This window comes from Paenisporosarcina indica, from assembly GCF_001939075.1.
Taxonomy (GTDB): Bacteria; Bacillota; Bacilli; order Bacillales_A; family Planococcaceae; genus Paenisporosarcina; species Paenisporosarcina indica.
Map to the genome: position 1 here is coordinate 693,850 of NZ_MPTA01000001.1, position 17,296 is coordinate 711,145.

Consider the following 17,296-nt stretch of genomic DNA (forward strand, 5'->3'; position numbering starts at 1 on the left):
ACCATACATGAATCGTTGGAAAGTGGCGTTTTTCTTTCTGATTGCGCTGATTATTACAGTATTTGTTGTATTTATCTTTTGGATCAGCTCGCCATCCGAAAAAACACACATACGGGAGCCGAAAGTTGCTTCCGAAGGAAATGTTTTGACTCTGAAAACAACGAAAGTAGATTTTGAAGGAATCGCAAATACCTACATGAGGGAAGCTATGGAAGGTCAACCAATGCCCGTGACGATCAATGTGGAAGACCAGATATTGATTTCTACAGAAATGACGATATTTTCATTCAAGCTACCCGTCATCATGAAGTTTGAACCTTTTGTTGAACCAAATGGAAATTTGCGATTAGTACAAACGGAAGTTGAAGTCGGCAGACAAGAAATCCTACCTGAAGTTGTGCTAATGTTATTAAAAGATTCGGTTTCATTACCTGAGTGGATGATTGTGCGTCCTCAAGAAAATGATGTATATATTGATTTATCGAGGATACCTATGAAGTCAAATGTGGAAGTACGGGCAAAAGAATTCAATTTAAAACAAGATGAGATTATTCTCGAGATTCTCATACCGAGCAAGTAAAGGAGGACTCACGATGAAATTAGAAAAAGCGACTTTTGCAGGTGGGTGCTTTTGGTGTATGGTCAAGCCATTTGATTCCTATGAAGGCATTCATTCCGTTATTTCAGGTTACACAGGAGGGGAATTAGAAAATCCGACATACGAACAAGTTTGCTCGAATAGGACTGGGCATAAAGAGGCGGTTCAAATCACATTTGACCCTGACTTGTTCTCGTATGAAAATCTAGTTCAACTATTTTGGATGCAAATAGACCCAACAGATCCAGGGGGCCAATTCTTCGATAGAGGATCTTCCTATGAATCTGCGATTTTCTATCATGATGAGGAACAAAAAAATATTGCCGAGCAATCAAAAAACGAGTTACATGCAAGTGGGAAATTTTCAAAACCTATCGTGACACCAATTTTACAAGCTAAACCATTTTATCCAGCAGAACAATATCATCAAGAGTATTACAAAAAAAATCCAACCCACTATGAACGCTATCAAACAGGTTCAGGGCGAGCTGGCTTTAAAGAAAAAATGTGGGGTGAGCATTAATGTCTAAAGAAGAGTTGAAAAATAAATTAACGCCTTTGCAATATCATGTTACACAAGAAAATGGCACAGAACCGCCACATCATAATGAATACGATCAACAATTTAATGAAGGCATTTATGTTGATATTATTTCTGGCAAACCATTATTTAGTTCTAAGGACAAATACGATGCTGGTTGCGGATGGCCTAGCTTCTCAAAACCAATCGATGGCCCAGAAGTGACAGAACATTTTGATGAATCACACGGGATGAGAAGAACGGAAGTACGAAGTAAAACGGCGAATTCACATTTAGGTCATGTTTTTCCAGATGGCCCAGGACCTGATGGGTTAAGATATTGCATTAATTCTGCAGCATTGAGATTTATTCCAAAGGAAAAATTACAAGAAGAAGGGTACAGCGAATACGTATCTCATTTTTGAACTTAAAGCTAAACCTTGTCTGCATAAAAGGTTTAGCTTTTTTAAATGTGTTTCTCTTTTTACTTATTAAAAGAATTGCTGTATATAGAGATATAGAAGCACAGTCGAACTTTTAGGAGGGAGGTTACTATGAATCAATCATTTTATAAATACGTACTTACTTATAGAGGTGGATCAAAATCCGATTTAAAAGCAACTTTCGCGGAAGTGATGTTTTACGATTTAAATTTTCCAAAACACTCCACAGATTTTGAAGAAATCTCTAGATATGTTGAAGAATTGGCACATCCAGATATGGCAGCTACAATCTTTGATGAATTGTGGTTATTATATGAAACTAATGTGGGCTTCCAATCGTATTAACTACTAGTTAATAAAAGGGGGATTTATCGTGTCTATTTTCCACAAAGTTTTAGCCTCTGTTGGTGTAGGGAATGCAAAGGTCGATACAAAACTAAATAACTCTACATTTGTAGCAGGTGAAATGATTTCCGGCGTAACAGAAGTGGTAGGAGGTAATGTTTCTCAATCTGTAGATTCAATTTATATTAAGGTTTACACAACGTATGAGCGTGAGGCCAATGACAAAAAATATACAGATTCAGTCGCAGTCTCTTCTTTTAAATTAAATGAACCATTCAGTATTGAGAAGGATGAAAAAAAGGTATTTCCATTCTCATTTAATCTCCCTTTAATTACACCCGTCACAATGGGGAAAACTCGAGTTTGGCTTCAAACAGGTTTAGATATTAAGAATGCTGTAGACCCTGGTGATAAAGATATGATTGAAGTTCGTCCAAATGCATTCATTCAAGCGGGATTAACGGCAGCCCAGAACTTAGGATTGAAATTACGTAAAGTAGACTGTGAAGAAGCACCACGTGCCTATAAAGGGTTGACTAAGTTTGTACAAGAGTTTGAATTCGTTCCAGCCAGTGGACCATTCAGAGGTAAATTTGATGAGGTTGAGCTAACATTCATTCCTAAAGGCTTGGATCAAGTTGAATTACTTATTCAAGTAGATCGCAAAGTGAGAGGGCTTAGCAGCTTATTTTCTGAAGCTTTAAATATGGATGAATCCTTTATTCGATTAATACTTACAAAAGCAGATTTAGCAACACTTGAATCAAGACTTCATCAGGAATTCACACGTTATTCATAATCGATTTGCATCTGAGCTGAAAAAACAGTATGATTAGACGGAAAAGTTTATAAAGTGAGGTTATAATAATGAGTGTTCATATTAATGCAAAAAAAGGCGATATTGCTGATACGATTTTATTACCAGGAGATCCACTACGTGCGAAGTACATTGCTGAAACGTTCTTAGAAGACGTTGTTCTTTACAATGAAGTTCGAAACATGTTTGGTTATACTGGCACTTACAAAGGAAAACGCATTTCCGTTCAAGGAACTGGTATGGGTGTCCCTTCAATTTCGATTTACGTCACTGAATTAATGAATGAATATGATGTGCAAAAATTAATTCGTGTAGGTACTTGTGGTTCAATTCACAAGGATGTAAAAGTTCGCGACGTAATTATTGCACAAAGTGCGTCAACTGACTCAAAAATGAATGAAATCATTTTTAATGGTGTTAATTTTGCACCAACAGCGGACTTTGATTTGTTGTTAAAAGCATATAACGCTGGGAAAGAAAAAGGCTTGAACTTAAAAGTAGGAAATGTATTTACAGAAGATGTTTTCTATAACGAACATGCAGAACATGAAAAATGGGCGCAATACGGAATTCTGGCACTAGAAATGGAATCTTCAGCTCTTTACACGTTAGCTGCTAAGTTTGGACGTCAAGCACTTTCAATCTTGACTGTTAGTGATCACTTATTAACAGGTGAAGTGACAACAGCAGAAGAACGTCAATTAACATTTAACGATATGATTATTGTTGCATTAGAAGCAGCAATCCAAGATTAAGTAGGTTGACCAGGAAAAGGCTGTCATACGTTTATTGACAGCCTTTTTTGTTTCCGTTAAAGGAACTAAACTGATAAACTATACATCAGCATTTACAAGTGAAGAGTAACGGTATCGATTTGAAAGTGGTGAAAAATATGGATGAACAAAAAAATAATCCGAATGAGCAAGATGAACAGCCAAAACTTGATCAACATGATGCACCAGCGGGAAAATATATTCGATTGAAGCCATTCGTCTTCATCATGCTTATCTTTGTATTGATATTAAGTACAACAGGTATAACAATGTTCGCATTAACCTTTGGTGATGAAAAAGTTGTAGATGTAGGAGCACCAGAACGACGCGAGTTTCAAAAACTGTATCAAGCATATGACGAGTTAAAAGCAGGTTATTATGCAGATATTAATCAAGAGACTTTAGTTAATGGGGCCATTAACGGAATGATTGATTCACTCGGCGATCCATATTCTGATTATATGAATCAAGAGGAAGCAGCGCAATTCCACGAAAATATTTCTTCTAGTTTCCAAGGAATTGGTGCTGAAATTCAAGAACGAAACGGTTATATATCTGTCGTATCTCCAATCAAAAATTCACCTGCTGAAAAAGCAGGAATTCTTACAAACGATAAAATAATGGCGGTGGATGGTGAAAGCATTCAAGGAATGGGTGCATCTGAAGCTGTCCTACTAATCCGTGGTGAAAAGGGAACTTCGGTTACATTAACGATTCAACGTGGAGAATTGACCGAACCAATGGAGATAACTATCGTGCGCGATGAGATTCCAATTGAAACCGTGTATGCTGATATGTTGGAAGAAAAAGTAGCACATATCCAAATTACAAGTTTCTCTGAAAACACATATGATGAGTTACTATCTGCCATTTCCGAAATGGAAGAAGCCGGAATGAAAGCCCTTGTACTCGATGTTAGACAAAATCCTGGTGGACTGTTAACATCAGCCATTGATATTTCTAATTTGTTTATTGAAGATGGAATGCCGTTATTCCAAACAAAAGAAAAAGGAAAAGATGCAGATATCTATGTAGCTACGAATGGCACGAAAGTAAAAGTGCCTGTGTCGTTATTGATTGATGGTGGAAGTGCATCAGCGTCCGAAATTTTAGCTGCCGCAATGAGTGAATCTGCTGGCATAAAACTTGTTGGTTTAAACACATTTGGTAAAGGGACGGTTCAAACTGCCAATGAGTTAACTGATGGTTCAAACATGAAATTTACAACAGCAAAATGGTTAACTCCAGAAGGTAACTGGATTCATGAAAAAGGAATAGCTCCCGATGTGAAAGTAGAGTATCCTTCCTATACACAATTACCTTATTTAGACGCTTCCCTACAAATGAAAAATGGCGTTTTATCTGATCAAGTTAAATCTGCAGAAGAAATGCTTACTGCGATTGGTATTGATCCAGGTAAAATAGATGGTTTATTTGATAATCAGACTGAGACTGCAGTAAAACAAGTTCAAAAAGAAGCTAAACTTGAAGAAACAGGTATCTTAACTGGTGAAACAACATATGCCTTAATGGATCGATTACGTCTGAAAATAGAAAAAGAAGACCCACAATTATTAAAAGCAAAAAATCTAATTTTAGAAGAATTAGCAAAATAAACAAAAGCTGGCCTGCAATTTGAGGTCAGCTTTTTTCACAGGAAAGGTTGATAAACATGATAGATGTGTATTTATTTAGTGGCTTTTTAGGGAGTGGAAAGACATCTTTATTAACAGACGTCATTCGTCAATTAAAAGAAAAAGGTCTTAAACCGGCAGTCCTAATGAATGAATTAGGAAAACTCCCATTTGATTCGCAAGCCGTAGAGGAGAACATTCCACTAAAAGAGATGTTAGAAGGATGTATTTGTTGTTCAGGAGCAGAGAAAACAGAGGCACAACTCCAAACGTTGTTAGCAGGTGAGACGTTTGATGTCTTATTAATAGAGACAACTGGAGCCGCTCATCCTGTAGAAGCCTTAGACGCCGTATATTCTCCGTTATTTGCGAAAGAACTGAATGTAAAAGGCATCGTAACACTCGTAGATAGTAAACTATGGATTGATCGCCAACAGCTAAAGCCACAAATACGTTCTTTATTTTTGGAACAAATTCGTCATGCCCATTTGCTCCTAGCAAATAAAATGGACTTATTAACTGAAGGAGAACAAGCAAAAGTGATTTATGAGTTACAAAGCTTTAATCCATCAGCACAGCTTATCCAAACTTCTCATGGGAAATGTCCCATTTCCATTTTAGAACGATTAAAAGGAACGATTCAAAAAAAGGAAGTTCAGCAAGCAAGAATTGGTGAGGAGCTTTCGTTGACAACTAGACTGGTGACGTTTAAACGTTCAGTGGAACAAGAAACCTTTGAAGCATGGTTAAGAACTTTACCGTCAACAGTTTATCGAATGAAAGGCTATGTCCCAATTGACGGCATGAAAAACCCAATGCTATTTCAATACTCATACGGTATGGTGCAATGGTTACCCGAATATGTAAAGATGGAACCTATTATTGTGATCATTGGTGAACAAATTGCAAGTTTACAAGTTCCAGGAAGCGAGTGATTGTTCATGAATGAATTAATACAAGCCTACCAAACCTTATTCTCCAATCGACAATCAGTTTTGAAGTTAGAAACGACAAGTCAACTTGAATCAAGTATACAAATAGAGTTGTTGGATGAGTTAACTCACCCGCGTGTTCGCAAAAGTCCTAAACAAAAACTAGATATTGCCTATGAACGGATTGAAAAAAGCACAGTAAATCCTGCAATAAAACAACAACTAAAAGAGCTATATTCATCTGTCTATAATAAAGTCAATAGCTTATGAGATGAAATATTTGGGATAAAAACTAAAACGAAACAATAAATAGGTAAATAAACAAGCATACTGAGTACCTTTTCATTTCCATTGGCAACATTGGAAACGATTAGGTACTTTTTTAATAGATTTTAAAGATAGACTAGGAATCAGAAAGAGGAGGGAAAACAAATGAAAAAATGGTTACTATCTTTAACAATGGGCGCAATGGTCGTCACATTAGGTCAAGCTGCAACAGCAGAAGCTTCATTTTCATCAAATGCTTCCAAGTCTGATTGTAAAATTAACATGGTAGGGTCTGCAAATTCTCTACAAGTTCAAGAAGCTCTAAAAATGGAGCTGAATAAACATTATGGGTTTGAAAATATTCTTGCTGAATATAACGCATTGAACCCTTCAGTACAAAAAGAGGTTGCACAAAAACCTGCAACTCAAAAGCCAGCAGCACAAAAACCGGTTGAAAACCCAGTTACTCAGAAACCTGTAGCACAAAAACCGGTTGAAAACCCAGTAGCTGAGAAGCCTGCAGCACAAAAACCGGTTGAAAAACCTGTTGCTGAGAAGCCGGTAACACAAAAACCGACTACACCTGCAGCACCGGCAAAACCAGCAACGCCGACTACACCTGCAAAACCAACAGCACCAGCACCAACATCACCATCTGCTTCGATTTCTTCAATCGAACAACAAGTTCTTACATTAACAAACCAAGAACGTTCAAAAGAGGGTTTAAAACCACTTGCTGCTGATACAGCATTGATGGCTTCTGCTCGTGCAAAATCAGCAGATATGAGCAACAATAATTACTTTTCTCATAATAGCCCAACTTTAGGTTCACCATTTGATCAAATGAAAGCACGTGGAATTACTTATAGAGCTGCTGCGGAAAATATCGCAATGGGTCAAAGAACTGCTGCTGAAGTTGTGCAAGGATGGATGGAATCACCGGGTCACCGTGCAAATATCATGAACGGTAACTATACGCATATTGGTATCGGTTATGTTGCAAACGGAAACTATTGGACACAACAATTTATCCAAAAATAATGAGATTAAAAGAGTAACCCAAAAGCTAAGCCTTTGGGTTACTCTTTTTTTTATTTTGAATGCTGATAAGTCGATATGAAAGAGTTACTGCACCTGCAGTTAACCCGACAATTAATCCAACCCAGTAACCGAATGGTCCTAAATCTGTATACTTTGATAATAAGTAACCGATTGGCAATCCAATAACCCAATACGAAATGATTGCCATAACAAATGTCACATTAACATCTTTATAGCCGCGTAAAGATCCTTGTACAGGTGCTTGAATTGCATCTGATATTTGGAAAAGTGCAGCAAAAACAAAGAATTGTATGGTTAAATGAATTACATCATTGTCAGTGGTATAAATACCTGCAATTTGTTCGCGGAAGAAAAACAAGATACACGCAGAGAAAAAGCTAAATAAAACAGCTGTACCCACACTCAACCCACTATAAGCTTTTGCATCTTTAAAGCGTTTTGCACCTACTTCATACCCTACTAAAACGGTAGCACCTATGGATATGCTCAATGGAACCATATAGAGCAAAGAAGTAAAGTTCAAAGCGATTTGATGAGCAGAAATAACAGCAGTACTGTAGGTGCTCATCATTAATGTAACTGCTGAAAAAATACTTGTCTCCGCAAAAATTGATAAACCAATTGGAACGCCTATTTTACTAATATCACGCCATTTGGAAAACTGAACTGACTGCCAATGTTTAAATAATTCATATTGTTGAAATGGTTTTTGTTTATGTACGATAAAAGCGGCAATTAAAAAGAGTAGCCAATAGGTAATGGCGGAAGCAAAACCAGCACCAGCACCTCCAAGTTCAGGGAATCCGAAATTACCGAATATCAACAAGTAATTAAAAAAAACATTAATTGGTGCGGACAATAGGGTGATGAACATTGTAACGCGTGTTTTCCCTAATGCATCCATGTATGAACGCAATACATTGAAAGCAAATAATGGGATTATTCCAATACTCATTGCCATTAAATAAGATTTTGCAATTTTTCCGACTCGCATCTCTAATGACATTGCCTGTAATATTGGTTCTAATACAAGGAATAAAATAATGATGATTACGATTGATAATGCTAATGATAGCAGTAATCCTTGTTGAACTACTGACCTGACTTCATCCTTTTTTTGGGCTCCGACGAGTTGTGCTACGATAGGTGTGATTGCAAGCAAAATTCCTGCTAACCCAGTATAAACAGGTAGCCAAAGCGATGAACCCACTGCCACACCTGCTAAATCTGCACTGCCATACCGACTTGACATTAAAATATCAAAAAATGATACTAAATAAAGTGCGATTTGTGTGACTAGAATAGGAAAAACAATTTTTAACATTAGAGTCCACTTTTGTTTAATGTTTGTTGTTTCATACATAAGTTTTCACCTTGGTTTCTTAAAATTACCAATCAGTATAGCATAAATAAATATAGGTATTATGTTGTGCAATTTATCAGAGTTTTATCGTAAAGTTCAGGTCTTTACCTGAATCGTTCATTTTGTGACAATAGATAGTGTATATTATGTAAAGGACAAATGATGTTCATTATAATTATTAAGACAATGGAATTAATTTGTGATAATGATAGGCACGAAAGAATAGGAGATTAAAATATGAATAAAAAAACGATTGTATTAACAGGTGGGGGTACTGCCGGTCATGTTTCATTAAACCAGGCGATTATCCCGACTTTAGAAAGAGAAGGATTTGAAGTTCATTATATTGGTTCAAAAGATGGCATCGAATTAGAATTAATTCGTGATGCATTTCCACATATAAAATATCATGCGATTTCTAGCGGAAAATTGAGACGCTATGCTTCAGTCAAAAACTTTACAGATCCACTACGTGTAGGGAAAGGTTTATTACAAGCTTTTTACATCCTTAGAAAAGTGAAACCGGCTGTTATTTTTTCAAAAGGTGGATTTGTATCCGTTCCCGTTGTCATGGCAGGTAAGTTATCTGGTATTCCAGTGGTTGTACATGAATCGGATGTAACTCCTGGTCTAGCTAACAAAATTGCAAAGCCTTTTGCCCAGCATATCTTCACGGTTTTTCCAGAAACATTAAAACATTTGCCTGCTGATAAGTCGAGTTGTTCGGGATCCATTATTCGCTCAGAGTTATTTGAAGGAAATAAAATGAATGGCCTAAAAATTTGCGGGTTCAATGGGTTTAAATCGATCCTTCTCATCATGGGAGGGAGTCAAGGTTCTACAGTTTTAAATGATGCAATTCGCACAAACTTACCTCGACTGCTGGAAATGTACGACATAATCCATTTGTGTGGAAAAGGAAAAGTAGATCAAACACTTAGTGGAATCGCTGGCTATAAACAATTTGAGTACGTAACTACTGAGCTGCCAGATTTACTACATGCTGCTGATGTAGTCGTTTCCAGAGCAGGTTCAAACTCGATCTTTGAATTTTTAGCATTACGAAAACCGATGTTATTAATCCCGCTATCTAAACTCCAAAGCCGTGGTGATCAAATATTAAATGCAAATATCTTTGAAAAACAAGGATGGGCTTTGGTTCTTGAGGAAGAAGAAGTTACACCTAAATCTTTTATTAAGACACTAGAAGAATTGCATTTTCAAACAGAACAGATTCGTCTAGTAATGGAGAAATCCGAACTTCCAAAAACACCAAATGATATGGTGAAACTCATTAAATCTTTTGCAAAATAAAAAAATACCGACCATACACTTTTTTAGTGTGGTCGGTATTTTTTACATTGCTTGTTCTTCATCCTCAGCAAACCTTGAACTAGCAGTGGCCAAGTAGAATAAATCTTTGGGTATTTGATAGAGCAAAAACTTGACTTCACCTGCATTTATTTCCTCAAATAATGCCGGATGCGTATTTCTGGCATCCATCGTATAAGGGAGTTTTTCTGTGGCTCTGATGGATTTTATGTTTGTTTGTCGAATGCGAAGAAAAACAGTCGTGATATTATGTTGATAGAACAGTTCTTCCAAGAATAAGTTTTTAGCCTTTTGGTTAAATCCTTTCCCTTGAAAAGGGTGACCAATCCAAGTCCCCAAAAAACCTGATTGATCTTGTATATCATATAGATTAATGGTTCCTATCGGCATCCCATAATCGTCGGTAATCGTACGGGAAATTACTTCTCCTCGTTCTTCTTCTTCCATCAACTGTTTCGTCATAAATAAGAATTCATCAGCTGAATCTGCTTTTTGGCGAACGAAAGGGAAGACAGATGGGTGAGCTAAATACTCGAATAAAGTTCCACATTCGTGTAGTTCTCGTCTTTTAATCATAATAAACGCCTCCAGAATGGGGCAGAAAAGACAGAAGTCTCGCTCTAGCCCCTCGAAATTTTTCATTTTGTGGTGCATAAAAAATTCCGGGGTGGGAATCGAACCCACTAGAACCAGTCTTAATACTGGTGGCGCACCATTTGCCTTCCCTCACGATTTATGGTGGATAAATCGCTTTATGAAATTGTTGTTTGCATTCTTACTATACTAATTTTTTTAAAAAATGAAAAGTGAAAAATTCGTAAAAATTGTGTTCGTTTTGTTACAAATTCAAAGGCTTAATATGATGGAATAGTTGTATACGTTTTCAATAAGATTTATCATAAAAAGATAGAGACTTGGAGGGATTATTTTGACCATCAAATTTGATAAAGTACACGGTTCGGGCAACACCTTTTATTTACATGAAGAAATGCCGAATGTCACTTACAATTGGCCTTTAACAGCAAAACACATGTGTGATTCTACTTTAAATAATGGTGCGGATGGATTGTTAATTATTTCAGAATCAACTGTAGCAGATGCTAAAATGCGTGTTTATAATGCAGATGGATCGGAGGCATCTATGTGTGGGAACGGTCTGAGATGTGTAGCACGTTATGTCCTAACGAAATTAGGTAAATCGACTGCAACCATCGAAACAATGAAAGCAGTATTATTTGTACAGAAGGTAAAGCCCATTTATAAAAATATTGATACGTATTCTGTTGAAATCTCACCTGTATCAGTTGAACTTCCATCGCTTCCGATGAGTTATCAAAATAAACAAGAGTTAATTAATATTGTCATACCAGAGTTTTCTAATTCAATAACCTTTACTGCCGTATCTGTTCCAAATCCACACTTAATAGGGATTGTTCCTATTCAATATATTGAAGATATACAGTTTCAAGAACAACTTTCATCCTCTTTAAATAGAGAAAATGATTACTTTAAAGATGGTGTGAATGTAAGCTTTGTTCATCCTGTTGATGAAGATAGTATTTTTGTGAGAACATATGAACGTGGTGTGGGATTTACCAATGCATGTGGGACAGCCATGACTGCATCTGCATTGGTTTCTGCAACAATAAAACTTGTTCCTTTTGGTGAAGTCACTGTTTATAACCCAGGTGGTTTTGTAAAATGTTTAATTGAAGAAAAAGACAAAAAATTAAATTTATCGTTAATCGGAAACGCAACATTTTTTGCCGAATACACTGGTGAGTTAACAGAAACTGGTGAATTTAAAATACATACAAGTATCATTCATGATCAAGAAATTGCAGAGTACAATGAATTACAAAATGTAGCCCAACAAAAAATTAAGGATGGTTGGTCTAAATAATGAAGACGTGATTAGTAATGAGATACCCCCTCTTTTTGTCAAATCAAGTTAATTTATAGTATGGTATTTTTCAAATTAGTGCTCCTTTTGCTTAGCCTGATAGACAAGACAATTCCACATGTTGGAACGGTTTATTTGAAAATGTTGATAAGTGGGTGAATGAATGCGTAATCGTGTGTTACTGGTTGAAGATGAAAAAAATATTGCTCGTTTTATTGAACTTGAATTGCAACATGAAAATTTCGATGTTACTCATGTACTTTCGGGTAGAGTAGGCTTGGATATGGCAAAACGGGAAGAATTCGATGTAATCTTGCTAGATGTGATGTTACCTGAATTAAATGGAATTGAAGTTTGTCGTCGAATTCGCATGTTTTCACAGATTCCTATTTTACTTATTACAGCAAGAGATGCCATAATGGACCGTGTTGCAGGGCTCGATGCAGGCGCAGATGATTACATAGTCAAGCCGTTTGCAATCGAAGAACTGTTAGCACGAATCCGTTCCGTTCTTAGGAGAACTAGCGGCATGGACGAAGCCAGTACAAGACTAGTATATAAAGATATTACCGTTGATACGGCAGCTCATCTTGTTGAGGTGAACCAAGAGATCGTTGAATTAACAAAAACCGAGTATGATTTACTCGTGTACTTGATCCAGCAAAAGAATCGTGTGGTGTCAAGGGACTTAATCTTACAAAATGTATGGGGATATTTAGCAGATATCGAAACAAATGTTGTGGACGTTTATATCAGGCATTTACGATCAAAGTTACCTCGAAAAGTAGCTAGTTATATAGAGACAGTCAGGGGAGTTGGATATGTGATGCGTGAATGAATCGAATGAACCATTGGAAACAAGTAATATCTTCTCAGTCTTTAAAGAAAAAATGGGCGATTAGCTCATCGGCTGTCATCTTCACAAGCTTTACTGTCATGAGTATCATTTTGTATTTGGCATTAAAAGGTTGGCTCTACGAACAAGAAATGCAAGAAGCTAAACGTACGATGAATGATCTGACAAGTTTCTTTGAATCCCAGGGACCATTTTTAACAGTCAAAGATATTCAAGCGAACACAGGATTAATGACGTCAATTGTGGACAAAGAACAAACCGTCCGTTTACTAAATGCCGATGGAATTGAATTACTTCGAATAAATGATTCCTCTACATTCCCAGTTTTTGATGAAATCGAACTACCGGCTGAAGGTTATTCTCTAATGACTGACGATTCATCGGCAATATCTGCTATTGGAAATGTTGAACTTGGAAGATTTCATGGGTATGTTCAACTTGAACACCCATTAAAAGCATTTCAATCCATCATGACATATATGTTAACTGCACTACTCCTTCTAAGTGTTTGCTCCTTATTATTGTCTGGTTGGATTGGTTATTTACTGGCTAGCTATTTATTAAAACCACTTCAAGACTTAAAAATGACAATGGACGACGTAGCGGCACATGGATTTGAAAAAGAATTATCTATTGATTATAGTGCCAAAGATGAGATTGGGGAGCTAATTGTTGTATACGAAAGCATGATGTCTAAACTAAAAGCATCCTTTGAGCAGCAGCAGCAATTTATGGCGGATGCCTCTCACGAACTGCGGACACCAATTCAAGTCGTAGAGGGCCATCTCGCCTTATTGAATCGATGGGGAAAAGAGGATCCCGATATTTTGAAAGAATCCCTAGGGATCTCATTACGAGAAGTACAACATATGAAAACTTTAATTGATGAGATGCTTGAACTTGCACGTGGTGAGCAAATAAAGGAACGGTCATGGACAAACATTGTAATACTAACTGAAAAAGTGATTGAAGAATTATCTCGAGTTTACCCATCGGCAATTATTGAACATAAACACCCTGTCCAAGATGAACTGGCGGTTTTCATATCTTCGAATGTGTTTCAGCAAATATTGCGTAACATCATAACAAATGCCATACGATATAGTAGAGATCAAGCTAATGTATCAATTTCATATGAGCGTAAGAATGAATATATATGTATTCGTATCCAGGATCAAGGAATCGGTATCGCACCGCAACACATGTCCAAGATTTTTGATCGTTTTTACCGAGTTGATGCAGCACGATCTCGTGACTTGGGTGGTAGTGGACTTGGTTTAAGTATTGTAAAAATGCTGGTCGAACATTCAAGAGGTTCGATAGATGTAGCTAGTGTGGAGGGGGAAGGGACGACATTTTCCATCACATTCCCACTTAATTAAAAGTTGAATACTTGTCAAAATAACATGTTATTTCGGCTTTATGAAAAAGTTTGCTTAATTTTTCAAAAAGCATTGTATTTTCTATGGATAGTAGTAAGATTGTAATGGAAAAAATGTTCTGACTTTTAATCACGTGTGAATCCTTTGATATCAAGACATAACGTGATAAAATAGTGTAGATGTATAAAAGATAAATAGGAAATGCCGTTTGGCAATAAGTTGGAGGGTATTGTAAATGTCGAAAAGCGGGACACCGAATGGGTCACCATGGGCTAAACTTTCAGGTCCAAACTTAGGTTATGTTTTAGAAATGTATGAATTGTTTACACAGTCACCAGAATCTGTAGATACTGATCTTGCTGATTTATTTGAAGAATATGGAGCACCATCTTTTAACGAGAATGTTGTCGATTATTCTGCAGCCGGTCAAGTTGATCCAAACAACTTTGGGAAAGTTTTGGCAGCTGTGCAATTAGCAGATGCTATCCGAGCACACGGTCATTTAGCTGCGGATATTTATCCTTTAAATGATCGTCCAAAAGATACGACAAGAATGGATCCAGTTACATATGGATTAACAGATGCTGATTTGATTAATATGCCTGCAACATTACTGATGAAAAATGCACCGAACAGTGTTCAAAATGGTTTGCAAGCAATCGAATTATTGAAATCTTTCTATACAAATAAAATCGCATACGAATTTGCACATATTATTAATCCACAAGAACGTCAATGGATTCAATCAAAAATTGAATCATCATCCATGAAAGTTTCGTTGAAGTCAGAAGAACGTCAATCATTACTAAAACGTTTATCTGAAATTGAGGGCTTTGAAAAATTCATTCACCGCACATTTGTCGGAGCTAAAAGATTCTCAATTGAAGGCCTAGATACATTGGTTGTTTTACTTGATGAATTAGTTCGTCAATCTGAAAAACAAAAAACGAAACAAGTATTAATTGGAATGGCACACCGTGGTCGATTGAACGTCCTGACACACATCATCAACAAACCATACGATATGATGTTTGCAGATTTTGCACATGTTCCAAATGACTCATTCTTGCCAAAAGATGACTCTTTGAATATTACAAAAGGCTGGTATGGCGATGTGAAATATCACATGGGGGCAACTTACACTGCGAAATCAGGTCTTAAAGTAAAACTTGCGTATAATCCTTCTCATCTAGAAGTTGTGAGTCCAGTTGTGAATGGTCAAACACGTGCTGCACAAGAAGTGACTTCGACTACGGGAATCCCTACTCAAGATCCAAAAGCTGCGTATTCTGTGTTGATTCATGGTGATGCTGCTTTCCCTGGTCAAGGAATTGTAACCGAGACTTTAAACTATAGTCGTGTTCGTGGGTACCAAACTGGTGGATCTATTCATATCATTACAAATAATATGATTGGTTTCACAACTGAATATTATGATTCTCGTTCAACTCATTATTCTTCAGATCCTGCAAAGGGATACGAAGTACCAGTTGTGCATGTTAATGCAGATGACGTAGAAGCTGTAGTAGCTGTTGCACAATTTGCATTTGAGTATCGTGAACAATTTGGCAAAGATATCGTTATCGATCTAATTGGTTATCGTCGTTTTGGTCACAATGAAATGGATGAACCATTAGTAACGAATCCAACGATGTATCATGCCATTCACAAACACCCAACTGTCCGTGAATTATATGGGAAACAATTAGTGGCGGACCAAGTCCTAACAGCTGATGAAGTGAAGAGCTTTGAAACTAAGGTTCAAAAAACGATGCAAGATGCATACGATCGCGTTAGAGAAATTCCAGTATCAGATGAACATCAAGAAATCGTCATTCCTGAGGTCGTATTAAATGGCTATCCAGAAGTTCCTACTGGTGTGAATGAAGAAACACTTGTGAAAATGAATGCTGAGTTATTGTCTTGGCCATCAGAATTCTCTGCATTTAAAAAATTGGAACGTATATTAAAACGCCGTGAAGAACCATTTAAAGGCAAAGGGAAAATTGATTGGGCTCATGCTGAAACATTGGCAATTGGTTCGATTTTACAAGATGGAAATCCTGTACGTTTAACTGGTCAAGATGTACAACGTGGGACATTCGCACATAGACATGTAGTTTTACATGATGAAAAAACAGGTGCTGAACTTGTTCCTCTACACCATATTTCGGATTCAAAAGCATCTTTTGTTGCCTATAACAGTCCGTTAACTGAATCTGCTATTTTAGGATATGAATACGGCTACAACTCTGAGAATGAAAAGGCTCTAGTTATTTGGGAAGCACAATATGGAGACTTTGCAAATATGGCTCAAGCAATGTTTGATCAGTTTATTTCGGCTAGTCGTTCGAAATGGGGACAAAAATCCGGATTGGTTATGTTACTACCACATGGCTATGAAGGTCAAGGTCCAGAGCATTCAAGTGCACGTTTAGAGCGATTCTTACAAATGGCAGGAGAAAACAACTGGACAGTAGCAAATCTTTCTAGTGCAGCGAACTATTTCCATATATTACGTCGACAAGCAAAAATGCTTGGAGATGAAACAATGAGACCATTAATCATTGTGTCACCAAAATCATTGCTTCGTCATCCACAAGTGGGTGCGGATGTTGCAGACTTGACAACTGGTCAATTCGAAACAGTGCTTGAACAACCAGGTCTAGGGAAACATGCTGATAAAGTAGAACGCATTTTACTTGCTAGCGGGAAAATGGCCATTGATTTAGCTGATAAAGTGAAAGATGGTAAAGAATTTGATCATCTACACATCATTCGAGTTGAACAATTGTATCCATTCCCATCTGAGAAGATTCAGACCATTCTTGGAAGATTTCCAAACGCGAAAGAAATTTCATGGGTACAAGAAGAACCTCAAAACATGGGGTCATGGTCATTTGCAGATCCATATTTACGCGATTTAGCTGGAACAAAGAGCGTTCGCTACATTGGGCGTGTTAAGCGATCTAGTACAGCTGAAGGTGATGGCGAAACACATAAAGCTGAACAATCTCGCATCATTGAAGAAGCAGTTTCACGTTAAAGTAACGAATGATTGATTGATTT

At 37.0% G+C, this 17,296-nt stretch carries 17 protein-coding genes; 15 read left to right on the plus strand and 2 right to left on the minus strand.

Features of this window, described 5'->3' with window-relative positions; translation table 11 throughout:
* Positions 1-7: 7 nt before the first annotated feature.
* The 10 genes from GY23_RS03290 to GY23_RS03335 all read left to right on the plus strand — a co-directional run bounded on the left by GY23_RS03290 (position 8) and on the right by GY23_RS03335 (position 7,370).
* Positions 8-580: a YpmS family protein gene (locus GY23_RS03290; protein WP_075617769.1), complete on the plus strand. Its 573-nt coding sequence runs from the start codon at positions 8-10 to the stop codon at positions 578-580.
* Between the two features lie 13 nt (positions 581-593).
* Entirely contained in the window at positions 594-1,121 is a 528-nt protein-coding gene (msrA, locus tag GY23_RS03295; RefSeq protein ID WP_075617770.1) for a peptide-methionine (S)-S-oxide reductase MsrA, read from the plus strand.
* Entirely contained in the window at positions 1,121-1,543 is a 423-nt protein-coding gene (gene msrB / locus GY23_RS03300) for a peptide-methionine (R)-S-oxide reductase MsrB (protein ID WP_075617771.1), read from the plus strand. Before msrA ends, msrB begins: the two co-directional genes overlap by 1 nt.
* A 129-nt stretch (positions 1,544-1,672) precedes the next feature.
* Positions 1,673-1,906: a YozE family protein gene (locus tag GY23_RS03305; RefSeq protein WP_075617772.1), complete on the plus strand. Its 234-nt coding sequence runs from the start codon at positions 1,673-1,675 to the stop codon at positions 1,904-1,906.
* 28 nt (positions 1,907-1,934) lie between these two features.
* Complete coding sequence (locus GY23_RS03310; RefSeq protein WP_075617773.1) at positions 1,935-2,705, plus strand: sporulation protein; 771 nt, start codon at positions 1,935-1,937, stop codon at positions 2,703-2,705.
* 68 nt (positions 2,706-2,773) lie between these two features.
* Positions 2,774-3,478, plus strand: coding sequence for a purine-nucleoside phosphorylase (gene deoD / locus GY23_RS03315; RefSeq protein ID WP_075617774.1), 705 nt, complete (start codon positions 2,774-2,776; stop codon positions 3,476-3,478).
* Positions 3,479-3,615: 137 nt separating this feature from the next.
* Positions 3,616-5,112, plus strand: a complete 1,497-nt coding sequence (locus GY23_RS03320) for a lmo1851 family serine protease (RefSeq protein ID WP_075617775.1) — start codon at positions 3,616-3,618, stop codon at positions 5,110-5,112.
* 56 nt (positions 5,113-5,168) lie between these two features.
* A complete protein-coding gene (locus GY23_RS03325; protein WP_075617776.1) occupies positions 5,169-6,065 on the plus strand; it encodes a CobW family GTP-binding protein in 897 nt (298 codons plus the stop codon).
* A 6-nt stretch (positions 6,066-6,071) separates the two neighbouring features.
* On the plus strand, positions 6,072-6,332 hold the full coding sequence (locus GY23_RS03330; RefSeq protein WP_075618221.1) for a hypothetical protein: 261 nt from the start codon (positions 6,072-6,074) through the stop codon (positions 6,330-6,332).
* A gap of 162 nt (positions 6,333-6,494) precedes the next feature.
* Positions 6,495-7,370 (plus strand): CAP domain-containing protein, encoded by an 876-nt coding sequence (locus GY23_RS03335; protein ID WP_075617777.1) that lies wholly within the window; start codon positions 6,495-6,497, stop codon positions 7,368-7,370.
* Positions 7,371-7,395: 25 nt separating this feature from the next.
* Here GY23_RS03335 and GY23_RS03340 read toward each other — a convergent pair whose 3' ends face one another.
* Entirely contained in the window at positions 7,396-8,754 is a 1,359-nt protein-coding gene (locus GY23_RS03340; protein WP_075617778.1) for an MATE family efflux transporter, read from the minus strand.
* Positions 8,755-8,991: 237 nt separating this feature from the next.
* On the opposite strand from GY23_RS03340, the gene GY23_RS03345 reads away from it, so the two are divergent.
* Complete coding sequence (locus GY23_RS03345) at positions 8,992-10,068, plus strand: undecaprenyldiphospho-muramoylpentapeptide beta-N-acetylglucosaminyltransferase (RefSeq protein ID WP_075617779.1); 1,077 nt, start codon at positions 8,992-8,994, stop codon at positions 10,066-10,068.
* 42 nt (positions 10,069-10,110) lie between these two features.
* Here GY23_RS03345 and GY23_RS03350 read toward each other — a convergent pair whose 3' ends face one another.
* Entirely contained in the window at positions 10,111-10,662 is a 552-nt protein-coding gene (locus GY23_RS03350; RefSeq protein ID WP_075617780.1) for a GNAT family N-acetyltransferase, read from the minus strand.
* Between the two features lie 352 nt (positions 10,663-11,014).
* On the opposite strand from GY23_RS03350, the gene dapF reads away from it, so the two are divergent.
* From dapF to GY23_RS03370, 4 genes are all read left to right on the plus strand, one after another.
* Positions 11,015-11,989, plus strand: coding sequence for a diaminopimelate epimerase (dapF, locus tag GY23_RS03355; protein WP_075617781.1), 975 nt, complete (start codon positions 11,015-11,017; stop codon positions 11,987-11,989).
* Between the two features lie 163 nt (positions 11,990-12,152).
* Complete coding sequence (locus GY23_RS03360) at positions 12,153-12,827, plus strand: response regulator transcription factor (RefSeq protein ID WP_075617782.1); 675 nt, start codon at positions 12,153-12,155, stop codon at positions 12,825-12,827.
* Positions 12,824-14,227, plus strand: a complete 1,404-nt coding sequence (locus tag GY23_RS03365; protein WP_084543952.1) for a HAMP domain-containing sensor histidine kinase — start codon at positions 12,824-12,826, stop codon at positions 14,225-14,227. Before GY23_RS03360 ends, GY23_RS03365 begins: the two co-directional genes overlap by 4 nt.
* Before the next feature lie 235 nt (positions 14,228-14,462).
* Positions 14,463-17,273: a 2-oxoglutarate dehydrogenase E1 component gene (locus GY23_RS03370; RefSeq protein ID WP_075617783.1), complete on the plus strand. Its 2,811-nt coding sequence runs from the start codon at positions 14,463-14,465 to the stop codon at positions 17,271-17,273.
* The last annotated feature ends 23 nt before the right edge of the window (positions 17,274-17,296 follow it).

Excerpts from the sequence above, each read along its gene's own strand:
- GY23_RS03350 (WP_075617780.1), bottom strand. The coding sequence starts at position 10,662 with ATGATTAAAAGACGAGAACTACACGAATGTGGAACTTTATTCGAGTAT.
- GY23_RS03325 (WP_075617776.1), top strand. The coding sequence starts at position 5,169 with ATGATAGATGTGTATTTATTTAGTGGCTTTTTAGGGAGTGGAAAGACA.
- GY23_RS03340 (WP_075617778.1), bottom strand. The coding sequence starts at position 8,754 with ATGTATGAAACAACAAACATTAAACAAAAGTGGACTCTAATGTTAAAA.
- msrA (WP_075617770.1), top strand. The coding sequence starts at position 594 with ATGAAATTAGAAAAAGCGACTTTTGCAGGTGGGTGCTTTTGGTGTATG.
- GY23_RS03290 (WP_075617769.1), top strand. The coding sequence starts at position 8 with ATGAATCGTTGGAAAGTGGCGTTTTTCTTTCTGATTGCGCTGATTATT.
- GY23_RS03305 (WP_075617772.1), top strand. The coding sequence starts at position 1,673 with ATGAATCAATCATTTTATAAATACGTACTTACTTATAGAGGTGGATCA.
- msrB (WP_075617771.1), top strand. The coding sequence starts at position 1,121 with ATGTCTAAAGAAGAGTTGAAAAATAAATTAACGCCTTTGCAATATCAT.
- GY23_RS03365 (WP_084543952.1), top strand. The coding sequence starts at position 12,824 with ATGAATCGAATGAACCATTGGAAACAAGTAATATCTTCTCAGTCTTTA.
- deoD (WP_075617774.1), top strand. The coding sequence starts at position 2,774 with ATGAGTGTTCATATTAATGCAAAAAAAGGCGATATTGCTGATACGATT.
- GY23_RS03330 (WP_075618221.1), top strand. The coding sequence starts at position 6,072 with ATGAATGAATTAATACAAGCCTACCAAACCTTATTCTCCAATCGACAA.
- GY23_RS03345 (WP_075617779.1), top strand. The coding sequence starts at position 8,992 with ATGAATAAAAAAACGATTGTATTAACAGGTGGGGGTACTGCCGGTCAT.
- GY23_RS03360 (WP_075617782.1), top strand. The coding sequence starts at position 12,153 with ATGCGTAATCGTGTGTTACTGGTTGAAGATGAAAAAAATATTGCTCGT.
- GY23_RS03320 (WP_075617775.1), top strand. The coding sequence starts at position 3,616 with ATGGATGAACAAAAAAATAATCCGAATGAGCAAGATGAACAGCCAAAA.
- GY23_RS03335 (WP_075617777.1), top strand. The coding sequence starts at position 6,495 with ATGAAAAAATGGTTACTATCTTTAACAATGGGCGCAATGGTCGTCACA.
- GY23_RS03370 (WP_075617783.1), top strand. The coding sequence starts at position 14,463 with ATGTCGAAAAGCGGGACACCGAATGGGTCACCATGGGCTAAACTTTCA.